The sequence below is a fragment of the Mycobacterium sp. GA-0227b genome (assembly GCF_001499855.1).
Classification (GTDB): Bacteria; Actinomycetota; Actinomycetes; order Mycobacteriales; family Mycobacteriaceae; genus Mycobacterium.
In genome coordinates, this window is sequence record NZ_LQIK01000032.1 from 254,935 (window position 1) to 268,185 (window position 13,251).

1 pseudogene (only partly in view) is annotated in these 13,251 nt (G+C 66.5%); it reads left to right on the forward strand.

Annotation, left to right across the window (positions count from 1 at the left end):
• Positions 1–13,251, forward strand: a pseudogene (locus tag AU185_RS21925) (non-ribosomal peptide synthase/polyketide synthase) (its annotated part continues 19,176 nt past the right edge of the window); the annotation flags it as partial.

The window sequence follows — 13,251 nt, forward strand, 5'->3', positions numbered from 1 at the left end:
GTGAACCGTGCGCTCGGGGGCAATTGGACAGAGGGGGATGACCGGGCACTTCCGCTGACGCGCGCCCAGCTGCATATATGGCTTGCGGAGGAAACGGGTCGGTTCGGCGCGAAGTGGCAGCTAGGCGCACTTGTGCGGATCGCGGGCCCAATCGATCTTGGCTTGTGGAAGTCGGCGCTCAGCCAAGCGGTGCGCGAGGCCGAACCGCTGCGAGTTTCCATCTTCCCGGCTGATGGCCGGGTTTTTCAGAAGGTCGTTGACTATCCCGACGTCGAGCTCGCCCAATACGATCTCGTGGACTCGCCGGATCCCGTCGGGGAAGCGAATCGGCTGGCATCATCGATCCAACGCGCGCCGATGCAATTCAGTGGCCCGCTGTTCAAATTTGCGTTGCTGCGGACGCGGGCCGACGAATGGTATTTTTTCGCGTGCTGCCACCATATTGTGGTTGATGGAATAGGCCTTGGTCTTTTCTGCCATCGAATCGCCGAAATCTACAATGCGCTTGCCTCCGGCGCGCCGATTTCCCCTGCCTTCTTCGGGTCGTTGCGTGACCTGATTGAGTGCGAGTCGGCATATGAGGCATCCGCCGATTTCGAGAATGATCATGCCTATTGGGTCGATAACCTGCCGCCGGAAAGTGAACTGCGTGATCGGTTGACGCCCGCCGCCTCGGGTGGGCGTGATTCAGATGAGTGTTCTGAGCCAGTTCAATTGGACCCGCTCGTGGTGACCAAGATTCAGGAATTGTCTCGGGCTTTGGGGGTGCGTCGCTCGTCGGTGATTACCGCGGCGTGTGCATTGCTGGTCCGTGAGTGCGACGTCGAGGGTACGGATGTCGTGCTCGACTTTCCGGTAAGCAGGCGTGTGCGTCCGGAGGTGCAACTGGTGCCCGGAATGATTTCCGGGGTCGTCCCGCTGGTGTTCAAGACTTCGCCGGAAACTTCAGTTGCCGGCTTTTGTGAACATGCCGACGCGCAATTACGGGCAGCGCTGCAGCATCAGCGGTTTCCCGTGCAGGCTATCGAGAACACGGCGCGATACCGGACACCGAACCGGGTGGTCGTCAACTTCATTCCGCCTGCCTATGTGGCGGATCTCGCGGGTTCTCCGGCATCGGCGACCCTGACCAACTCCGGGCTCGTCGATCAGTTCGGGCTGCTCTTCACAAGGATCGACGATCAGCTGTTTCTCAGCACGGCGGGCGCTGGGCCACTCTCTGCGAATGGTGATGTCAACGAATTGGCACGCCGGCTGGAGCGTGTGTTGGTGGCGATGGCCGCCGATCCGACGCGGTCGTTGTCGTCGCTCGACGTGCTGGATCCCGGCGAACACGCCCAACTGGACGGGTGGGGCAACCGGGCGGTGTTGACCGCCGATCAGACTGCACCGGTTTCAATTCCCGAGGCGTTCGCCGCTCAGGTAGCCCGCACGCCGGAGGCGGTGGCGGTCAGTTTCGGTGATCGCTCGTGGACCTACCGCGAACTCGACGAGTCCGCCAATCGACTGGCGCACGTGCTGGCCGCTCACGGCGCCGGCCCGGGTGAGTGTGTGGCACTGCTGTTCTCCCGTTCGGCCGAGGCGATCGTGGCGATGTTGGCGGTCCTGAAGACCGGGGCGGCGTATGTGCCGATCGACCCGGCGCTGCCAGCGGTGCGGATCGGGTTGATGGTTGCCGATGCCGCGCCGATCGCCGCGGTCACCACGACCGGGTTGGCCGACCAGCTCGACGGGTCCGGTCTGCTGGTCATCGAAGTTGACGACCCCGCTGTTGACACCCAGCCCAGCGTGACATTGCCGGGGCCGACCGCCGACGATATCGCTTACCTCATCTTCACCTCCGGCACCACCGGGGTGCCCAAGGGAGTCGCGGTCACCCACCGCAACGTGACCCAGTTGTTCGACGCGTTGGACGCCAACCTGACATCGGGCCCCGGGACGGTGTGGTCGCAGTGGCATTCCTTGTCTTTCGACGTCTCGGTGTGGGAGATCTTCGGGGCGTTGTTGCACGGTGGGCGGCTGGTGGTGGTGCCCGAAGAGGTGGTCGGCTCGCCGGATGACCTGCATGCGTTGCTGGTTGCTGAAGACGTCAGCGTCTTGAGCCATACGCCTTCGGCGGTGGGCATGCTCTCGCCGCAGGGCTTGGAGTCGACGGCTTTGGTGGTGGCCGGTGAGGCATGCCCGGCCGAGGTGGTCGATCGCTGGGCGTCACCCGGACGGGTGTTGATCAACGCCTACGGCCCGACCGAGGCGACGGTGTACGCGGCGATGAGTGCGCCGCTGAGCGCCGGATCGGGGGCGCCGATCGGTTCGCCGGTGCCGAGGGCGGCGTTGTTTGTGCTCGATGGCTGGTTGCGGCCAGTGCCGGCGGGTTCGGTCGGCGAGTTGTACGTGGCCGGTCATGGCGTGGCTTGTGGATATGTGCGTCGCGGCGGCTTGACGGCATCGCGGTTCGTGGCTTGCCCATTCGGGGAAGCGGGCGCCCGGATGTATCGCACCGGCGACTTGGTGTGCTGGGGCGCCGACGGGCAGTTGCAGTACCTCGGGCGCGCCGACGAGCAGGTCAAGATCCGCGGCTATCGCATCGAGTTGGGTGAGGTGCAAGCGGCGCTTGCCGCGGTGGACGGGGTGGAGCAGGCGGTGGTGCTTGCCCGCGAGGACCGTCCCGGCGACAAGCGGTTGGTGGGCTATGTGACGGGAGCCGTCGACCCGTCCGGGGTGCGGAGCGTGCTGTCCGAGGCGCTACCGGCCTACATGGTCCCGGCCGCGGTGATCGCATTGGATGCACTGCCGTTGACGGTGAACGGCAAACTTGATCGCCGGGCGTTGCCGGCTCCGGAGTACCACGGCGTCGACCGTTACCGCGCCCCGACGAACCACGTCGAGGAGATGCTGGCCGACATCTTCGCCCGAGTGCTGGGCGTCGAGCGTGTCGGTGTGGATGACTCGTTCTTCGAGTTCGGTGGGGATTCACTGTTGGCGATGCGGGTGGTCGCCGCCATCAACACCAGCCTGGACGCCGATTTCTCGGTGCGCGCGGTGTTCGAGACGCCCACGGTTGCCGAGTTTGCGTCGCGCATCGGTCGGGATGCCGGTGGCCTCGAGCCGTTGGTGGCCGGCGACGGACCTGCGGTGGTGCCGTTGTCGTTTGCGCAGAGTCGGTTGTGGTTTGTCGATCAGTTTGGTGGTGCTGAGGGTCAGCAGCCGGTGTACAACATGGCGTCCGCGTTGCGGTTGTGTGGGCGGCTTGATGTTGGGGCGTTGGGTGCGGCGTTGGGCGATGTGGTGGGTCGTCATGAGAGTTTGCGCACGGTGTTCCCGGCTGTTGATGGGGTTCCTCAGCAGGTGGTGGTGCCGGTTGAGCGGGTGGGGTTGGGGTTTGAGGTTGTTGATGCTGCGGGTTGGCCGGCGGGGCGGTTGACGCAGGCGGTGGCCGCGGCGGCGGGTCATCGGTTTGATTTGGCTGCTGAGATTCCGTTGCGGGCTTGGCTTTTCGCGGTGGCTGCCGATGAGTTCGTGTTGGTGGTGGTGGTGCACCATATCGCCGCTGATGGTTGGTCGTTGGGTGTGTTGGCCGCTGATGTGGGGGTGGCTTATGGGGCTCGGCGTGCGGGGCGGGCCCCGGGGTGGGCCGAGTTGGCGGTGCAGTATGTCGATTACACGTTGTGGCAGCGCGAGCAGTTGGGGGAGTTGGCCGATCCTGATAGTGCGGTTGCTGGGCAGCTGAGGTTTTGGGAGCAGGCGCTGGCGGGGATGCCCGAGCGGTTGGCGTTGCCCACTGATCGGCCGTATCCGTTGGTGGCTGATCACCGCGGCGCCAGTGTGGTGGTGGATTGGCCGGCGGAGTTGCAGCAGCGGGTTGCGGGGTTGGCGCGTGAGCACGGTGCGACCAGTTTCATGGTGGTGCAGGCGGCGTTGGCGGTGTTGTTGTCTCGGGTCAGCGCCAGCAGTGATGTGGCGTTCGGGTTTCCGGTGGCGGGGCGTTGTGATCCGGCGCTCGATGAGTTGGTGGGCTTTTTCGTCAACACGTTGGTGTTGCGGGTGGATTTGGGCGCGGATTTGACGGTGGCCGAGTTGTTGGCCCAGGTTCAGCAGCGCAGTTTGGCCGCTTATGAGCATCAGGATGTGCCGTTCGAGGTGTTGGTGGAGCGGCTCAATCCGGCGCGCAGTCTGGCCCATCATCCGTTGGTGCAGGTGTTGTTGGCCTGGCAGAACTTCGCCGGGCACGACGATGGCGCGGGCGTGGAGTTGGTGTTGGGGGATGTGCAGGTCACCCCGGTTCCGGTGCAAACCCAGACCGCGCGAATGGATTTGACGTTCACCCTGGCCGAACGCTGGACCGCTGCCGGTGAGCCGGCCGGGATCGGCGGGTCGGTGGAGTTTCGCACCGATGTGTTCGATGCGGCGAGCATCGAAACGCTGGTGGGGCGGTTGCGCCGGGTGCTGGAGGCCATCAGCGTTGACTCGCGGCGGCGGCTTTCGTCGATCGATGTGGTCGATGAGGTCGAGTGCGCGCGCCTGGATGGGTGGGCCAACCGGGCGGTGTTGACCGAGCCGGTGCCCAGCGCTGTGTCGGGGTCGGTTCCGCAGTTGTTCGCCGCGCAGGTGGCGCGCGCCCCGCAGGCGGTGGCGCTGCGTTTCGGCGACCGCTTGATGAGCTATGGCGAGCTCGATGAGGCGTCGAACCGGTTGGCGCACTTGCTGGTTGCTCGCGGTGTCGGCCCCGGTGAGCGGGTGGCGTTGCTGTCGTCGCGGTCCGTCGAGGCGATCGTGGCGATTTTGGCGGTGCTCAAGACCGGGGCGGCCTATGTGCCGATCGATCCGGCGGTGCCCGATGCGCGGATCGAGTTCGTGCTGGCCGATGCCGCGCCGATCGCGGCGATCACCACCGCCGATCTGCGCTCACGCCTGGATGGCTGCGATCTGGTGGTCGTCGATGTCGCTGATATCGACGACCCCGCGGTAGTCGCCCAACCCGACCCGGTATTGCCGGCCCCGGCCGCCGAGGACATCGCGTATCTGATCTACACCTCGGGCACCACCGGGGTGCCCAAAGGGGTTGCCGTCAGCCACCACAACGTGACCCGGTTGTTGGCCTCGGTGCATCCGCACCTGCCCGCGGCCGGGGTGTGGTCGCAGTGGCATTCCTACGCCTTCGACGTCTCGGTCTGGGAAATCTTCGGCGCCCTGCTGCGCGGCGGACAACTGGTGATCGTGCCCGACTCCATCGTCGGATCACCCACAGAATTCCACGCCCTACTGATCAACCAACACATCACCGTCCTCAGCCAAACCCCCTCAGCTGCAAGCGCGCTCTCGACGGACGGTTTGGAGTCGGTGGCATTGGTGGTCGCCGGCGAGCCCTGCCCGCCCGAGCTGGTGGACCGCTGGGCGCCCGGTCGGGTGATGATCAACGCCTACTGCGAGACCGAAACGTCCTTTGCGGCCTCGAGTGCGCCGCTGACAGCGGGTTCGGATGCGCCGATCGGTTCGCCGACGCCGGGAACGGCGTTGTTCGTTCTGGATGAATGGTTGCGACCAGTGCCGGCGGGCGTGGTCGGCGAACTGTATGTGGCCGGTGCCGGGTTGGCGTATGGGTATGTGCGCCAGGGTTCTTCGACTGCGACGCGGTTTGTGCCGTGTCCGTTCGGGAGGCCCGGCGACCGGATGTACCGCACCGGGAACCTGGCGCGCTGGGGCGCCGACGGGCAGCTGCGGTACGTCGGGCGCGCCGACAAGCAGGTCAAGATCCACGGGAGCACCGTCGAGCCCGGGGAGATCGAGGCGGCGCTGGCAGCCCATCCTCGGGTAGCGCAGGCCGCGGTCACCGCCCACCCGGCGTCAACGGTGAACTCCGGTGAGGGGGTTGGTGACACCCAGCTGGCCGGCTATGTCGTGCTGGATCAGCAGATGAAGTTGGTCCGGGAGCCGCAGCGAGAAACGCAGCTCGTTGACCAGTGGCAGGGTGTGTACGAGGGCCTGTATTCGGAGTCGACGTCGTCCTCCAACTCGCCGGCGGCGCTAGGGGAGGATTTCGGAGGCTGGAACAGCAGCTATACCGGGGCTCCGATCCCGCTGGAGGAAATGCGGGAGTGGCGGACGGCTGCGGTGGACCGGATCCGGGGACTGGGCCCGCGGCGGGTGCTGGAGATCGGCGTGGGTTCTGGGCTGCTGCTTGCGCAGGTGGCCCCGGAATGCGACGAGTACTGGGGTACGGACTTCTCGGCGTCGACGATCCAGGCGCTGCAGGTGGCCGTGGCCGGCCGGCCGTGGGGCGACCAGGTGCGGTTGCGGGTTCAGCCGGCCGATGTCACCGATGGGCTGCCGCAGGGGCATTTCGATGTTGTGGTGCTCAACTCGGTGGTGCAGTACTTTCCGAGCGCGGGTTACCTGCTTGATGTGCTGGCAGCGGCGATGCGGCTGCTGGCCCCGGGCGGGGCATTGTTCATCGGCGACGTGCGCAATCTGTCGTTGCTTTCAGCGTTCACCACCGGCGTGGCGTGCGCCGATTCCGCCGGCGGACACGACACGACCGCAGCCGTTCGCGAGCGCGTGCACGGGGAAATGCTCGCCGAGCGCGAATTGCTGTTGGCGCCGGAGTTCTTCGCGGCCTTGCCGCAGCACCTTCCCGAGATCGCCGCGGTGGATGTGCAGCTCAAGCAGATGCGGGCGGTCAACGAACTCAGCGGTTACCGATATGAGGTCGTGCTGCGTAAGGCACCGGTGCCGGTGCGTTCCCTGGCGGACCTACCCGCGCAACCGTGGCAGCGGTTCGGGAGCCTGGCCAGGCTGGGCGAGTATCTGCGGTCGCAGCAGGTGCCCGGGCTGCGTGTCACCGGCGCACCGCACGGCGGGATATGGCCCGATGTGGCGCTGGCGCGGGCGGTGACCGAGGCCGATGATCAGCTGTCTGTCAGCGAATTGCGGGCCCGCTCAACCGAACCCGGCGCGGTGTTGCCGCACGAGTGCGATCAGCTTGGCCGGGAACTGGGATATGCCACGGCCGTGACCTGGTCGCCGAGCGCCGGCCTGGTGGACATCATCTACACCCGCGCCGACCAACCCTCAGATGATCACGGGCCGGCGGCGCTGTCGGATCTCTACGTGCCGGCGACACGGGTCGGTTCCTTGGCGGGGTACGTCAACGACCCGTCGGCCGCCGAACGCGCAGCCGAGCTGCGCGGTTTCGTGGCCGGCCGGTTGCCGCAGTTCATGGTGCCGGCGGCGATCACGGTGCTGGATGCGCTGCCGTTGGCGGTGAACGGCAAACTTGATCGCCGGGCGTTGCCGGCGCCGGAGTTCGTCAGTGAGTTGGCCTATCGCGCGCCACGTGATCATTGCGAACGGGTGTTGGCCGGGCTGTTCGGCGAGATTCTCGGCGCCACCTTGGTCGGCATCGACGACTCGTTCTTCGCCCTGGGTGGGAGCTCGCTGTCCGCGGCACGGCTGGTGGCGCGGCTCCGGACCGAACTCGGTGTGCAGGTCCCGATCCGGGTGCTGTACGAGGCGCCGACCGTCGTCGGGCTGGCCGAGTGGATCAGGCGACACGACGAGGACCGGGCCAGGGACCGGAACGCAGCCACGTTGACGGTGCGGCAGCGACCTGCGGTGGTGCCGTTGTCGTTTGCGCAGAGTCGGTTGTGGTTTGTCGATCAGTTTGGTGGTGCTGAGGGTCAGCAGCCGGTGTACAACATGGCGTCCGCGTTGCGGTTGTGTGGGCGGCTTGATGTTGGGGCGTTGGGTGCGGCGTTGGGCGATGTGGTGGGTCGTCATGAGAGTTTGCGCACGGTGTTCCCGGCTGTTGATGGGGTTCCTCAGCAGGTGGTGGTGCCGGTTGAGCGGGTGGGGTTGGGGTTTGAGGTTGTTGATGCTGCGGGTTGGCCGGCGGGGCGGTTGACGCAGGCGGTGGCCGCGGCGGCGGGTCATCGGTTTGATTTGGCTGCTGAGATTCCGTTGCGGGCTTGGCTTTTCGCGGTGGCTGCCGATGAGTTCGTGTTGGTGGTGGTGGTGCACCATATCGCCGCTGATGGTTGGTCGTTGGGTGTGTTGGCCGCTGATGTGGGGGTGGCTTATGGGGCTCGGCGTGCGGGGCGGGCACCGGGGTGGGCCGAGTTGGCGGTGCAGTATGTCGATTACACGTTGTGGCAGCGCGAGCAGTTGGGGGAGTTGGCCGATCCTGATAGTGCGGTTGCTGGGCAGCTGAGGTTTTGGGAGCAGGCGCTGGCGGGGATGCCCGAGCGGTTGGCGTTGCCCACTGATCGGCCGTATCCGTTGGTGGCTGATCACCGCGGCGCCAGTGTGGTGGTGGATTGGCCGGCGGAGTTGCAGCAGCGGGTTGCGGGGTTGGCGCGTGAGCACGGTGCGACCAGTTTCATGGTGGTGCAGGCGGCGTTGGCGGTGTTGTTGTCTCGGGTCAGCGCCAGCAGTGATGTGGCGTTCGGGTTTCCGGTGGCGGGGCGTTGTGATCCGGCGCTCGATGAGTTGGTGGGCTTTTTCGTCAACACGTTGGTGTTGCGGGTGGATTTGGGCGCGGATTTGACGGTGGCCGAGTTGTTGGCCCAGGTTCAGCAGCGCAGTTTGGCCGCTTATGAGCATCAGGATGTGCCGTTCGAGGTGTTGGTGGAGCGGCTCAATCCGGCGCGCAGTCTGGCCCATCATCCGTTGGTGCAGGTGTTGTTGGCCTGGCAGAACTTCGCCGGGCACGACGATGGCGCGGGCGTGGAGTTGGTGTTGGGGGATGTGCAGGTCACCCCGGTTCCGGTGCAAACCCAGACCGCGCGAATGGATTTGACGTTCACCCTGGCCGAACGCTGGACCGCTGCCGGTGAGCCGGCCGGGATCGGCGGGTCGGTGGAGTTTCGCACCGATGTGTTCGATGCGGCGAGCATCGAAACGCTGGTGGGGCGGTTGCGCCGGGTGCTGGAGGCCATCAGCGTTGACTCGCGGCGGCGGCTTTCGTCGATCGATGTGGTCGATGAGGTCGAGTGCGCGCGCCTGGATGGGTGGGCCAACCGGGCGGTGTTGACCGAGCCGGTGCCCAGCGCTGTGTCGGGGTCGGTTCCGCAGTTGTTCGCCGCGCAGGTGGCGCGCGCCCCGCAGGCGGTGGCGCTGCGTTTCGGCGACCGCTTGATGAGCTATGGCGAGCTCGATGAGGCGTCGAACCGGTTGGCGCACTTGCTGGTTGCTCGCGGTGTCGGCCCCGGTGAGCGGGTGGCGTTGCTGTCGTCGCGGTCCGTCGAGGCGATCGTGGCGATTTTGGCGGTGCTCAAGACCGGGGCGGCCTATGTGCCGATCGATCCGGCGGTGCCCGATGCGCGGATCGAGTTCGTGCTGGCCGATGCCGCGCCGATCGCGGCGATCACCACCGCCGATCTGCGCTCACGCCTGGATGGCTGCGATCTGGTGGTCGTCGATGTCGCTGATATCGACGACCCCGCGGTAGTCGCCCAACCCGACCCGGTATTGCCGGCCCCGGCCGCCGAGGACATCGCGTATCTGATCTACACCTCGGGCACCACCGGGGTGCCCAAAGGGGTTGCCGTCAGCCACCACAACGTGACCCGGTTGTTGGCCTCGGTGCATCCGCACCTGCCCGCGGCCGGGGTGTGGTCGCAGTGGCATTCCTACGCCTTCGACGTCTCGGTCTGGGAAATCTTCGGCGCCCTGCTGCGCGGCGGACAACTGGTGATCGTGCCCGACTCCATCGTCGGATCACCCACAGAATTCCACGCCCTACTGATCAACCAACACATCACCGTCCTCAGCCAAACCCCCTCAGCGTTCTACGCGCTGCAAGCCGCCGATGCGCTGGCCCCTGAGCTGGGACAGCGGCTCGAGCTCGAGGCGGTGGTGTTCGCCGGGGAAGCGCTGGAACCCCAGCGGCTCAGGACCTGGCTGAACCACCACCCCGGATCACCGCGCCTGATCAACATGTACGGCACCACCGAGACGACGGTGCATGCCTCGTTCCGGGAGATCGTCGACAGCGACATCGAGGGCAATGCCAGCCCGATCGGGGTGCCGTTGGCGCATCTGGGCTTTTTCGTATTGGACAGATGGCTGCGTCCAGTTCCGGCCGGCGTCGTCGGTGAGTTGTATGTGGCCGGTGCCGGACAGGCATACGGGTACGTGGGCCGGTCGGGCCTGACCGGGTCGCGGTTTGTGGCGTGCCCGTTCGGTGGTCCTGGCGAGCGGATGTATCGCACAGGCGATCTGGCGTCCTGGGGCGCCGACGGGCAGCTGCGGTACGTCGGGCGCGCCGACAAGCAAGTCAAGATCCGTGGATACCGCGTCGAGCCCGGGGAGATCCAGGCCGCCCTGGCCGCGCTGGATGGGGTTGATCAAGCGGTCGTCGTCGCCCGCGAGGACCGTCCCGGTGACAAACGCCTGGTTGCTTACGTCACCGGCACCGCCGACCCGGCCGGGCTGCGTCCCGCGCTGGCTGAGGAGCTCCCGCCGTATATGGTGCCGGCCGCGGTGGTGGCGATCGACGCGCTACCGCTGACCGTCAACGGCAAACTCGACACTCGCGCCCTGCCAGCACCGGACTATCACGAGAGTGATCACCACCGCGCCCCGGCAAGCGCGGTCGAGGAAGTCCTGGCCGGTATCTACGCGCACGTGCTCGGCGTCGACCGCGTCGGCGTCGACGACTCCTTCTTCGACCTGGGCGGCGATTCGCTGTCTGCAATGCGTCTGGTCGCCGCGATCAACAAGTCACTGGATTCAAACCTTGCCGTGCGCACCGTCTTCGATGCGCCCACGGTTGCCCAGTTGGCTCCCCGTATCGGTGGCGAGGCGTGTGCACTCGACCCGGTGGTGGCTGTCGAACGGCCTTCGGTGGTCCCACTGTCGTTCGCCCAGACCCGATTGTGGTTCATCGACCAATTGCAGGGCGCCTCACCGGTTTACAACATGGCCGCGGCATTGCGGCTTGGGGGACACCTGGATGTCGATGCGCTGGGCGCGGCATTCGCCGACGTGGTGGACCGTCATGAGAGCCTGCGCACGCTGTTCGCCGAGGTCGACGGACTGCCCCGGCAGGTGGTCGTCCCGACGGAGCGGGCCGATGTCGGATGTCGGGTGATCGATGCCTCGGGTTGGTCGGCGGGTCGTCTCGGCGATGCCGTCAGCGCGGCTGCCCGCGCCACCTTCGACTTGGCGACTGAGATCCCTTTGCGGGCAACGCTTTTCCGATTGGCCGATGATGAGCATGTGTTGGTGGCGGTGGTGCACCATATCGCCGCGGACGGCTGGTCGATCGCCCCGTTGGTGCGTGACCTCGGGGTGGCGTATGCCAGCCGATGTGCCGGGTCGGCGCCGGGTTGGGCGCCGTTGCCGGTGCAGTATGTCGATTACACGTTGTGGCAGCGGGCGCAGTTGGGTGATCTCGAGGACGGCGATAGCCGCATTGCCGCGCAGCTGAATTATTGGGAGCAGGCGCTGGCCGGGCTGCCCGAGCGGTTGGCGCTGCCCACCGATCGACCCTATCCCTTGGTGGCTGATCAGCGCGGCGCCACGGTCGCGGTCGACTGGCCCGCCGAGCTGCAGCAGCGGGTGCAGGCAGTGGCTCGCGAACACAGCGCGACCAGTTTCATGCTGCTGCAGGCCGCGTTGGCAGTGCTGTTGGCCAAGCTCAGCGCGAGTTCCGAGGTGCCCATTGGCTTTCCGATCGCCGGGCGGCGTGACCCGGCGCTCGACGAGCTGGTCGGCTTCTTCGTCAACACGTTGGTGTTGCGCGTCGATGTGGCCGGCGATCCGACCGCCGCCGAACTGCTGGACCAGGTTCGAACACGCAGCCTGGCCGCCTACGAACACCAGGACGTGCCTTTCGAGGTGCTCGTGGAGCGGCTCAACCCGACCCGAAGCCTGACCCATCATCCGCTGGTGCAGGTGATGTTGGCATGGCAGAACACCGATCCCGCGAACCTGGCCTTGGGTGATCTGCAGGTCACCCAAGTGCCGGTGGACACCCACACCGCGCGTATGGATCTGTCGCTTTCGTTGGCCGAACGGTTCACCGAGACCGGTGAGCCTGCCGGAATCGGCGGGAGCGTGGAGTTTCGCACCGATGTGTTCGACGCCGCGAGCGTCGAAGGGTTGATCGAGCGACTCCAGCGGGTGGTCGAGGCGATGACCGCCGATCCGGCGGCGAGGTTGTCGTCGATCGATGTGCTGGATGAGCTCGAACACGCCCGCCTGGACGGGTGGAGCAACCGGGCGGCGTTGACCCGGCCCCTCCCGGGCGCGGTGTCGGTTCCGGCGTTGTTCGCCCAGCATGTGAGGCGCACGCCCGAGGCGGTAGCGATCACCTGCGGGGAACGCTCGTGGACCTACCGCGAACTCGATGACGCCGCGAATCGGTTGGCACACTTGCTGATCGGCCACGGCGTCGGCCCGGGTGAGTGCGTGGCACTGCTGTTGGAGCGATCGGCCGAGGCGATCGTCGCGATGTTGGCGGTGCTCAAGACCGGGGCGGCGTATATGCCGATCGACGCGGCGGTGCCGGACGCGCGGATGAAATTCATGGTCTCCGATGCCGCGCCGATCGCCGCGATCACCACCGCGGCGTTGGCCGCGCGCTTGGACGGCTGCGGTGTGTCGGTGATCGATGTCGGTGATATCGAGGGCCCCGCTGATATCCGACCCAGCGCCGCCTTGCCGGACCCGTCGCCCGATGACATCGCCTACCTCATTTACACCTCAGGGACCACCGGTGTGCCCAAGGGTGTGGCGATCACCCACCGCAACGTGACCCAGTTGCTGGAGTCGCTCGATGCCGGCCTGCCGTCTGCGGGGGTGTGGCCGTTGTGTCATTCGTTGGCCTTCGACGTGTCGGTATGGGAGGTCTTCGGGGCGCTGTTGCGGGGTGGGCGAGTGGTGGTGGTGCCCGAGGAGGTAGCGGGCTCACCCGAGGACTTCCACGCCTTGCTGGTGACTGAGAACGTCGATGTGTTGACTCAGACTCCTTCTGCGGTAAGGCTTTTGCCACGCGAGGGGCTGGAGTCGGCGGCGGTCGTGGTGGTCGGTGAGGCCTGCTCGGCCGAGGTGGTCGAGCGCTGGGCGCCGGGTCGGGTGATGATCAACGCCTACGGCCCGACCGAGACCACGATGTGTGTCGCGATCAGTGCGCCACTGAGCCCGGGGTCGGGGGTGCCGATCGGTGCGCCGGTGCCCGGCGCGGCGTTGTTTGTGCTCGACGAGTGGTTGCGTCCGGTGCCCGCCGGGGTGGTCGGTGAGTTGTATGTGGCC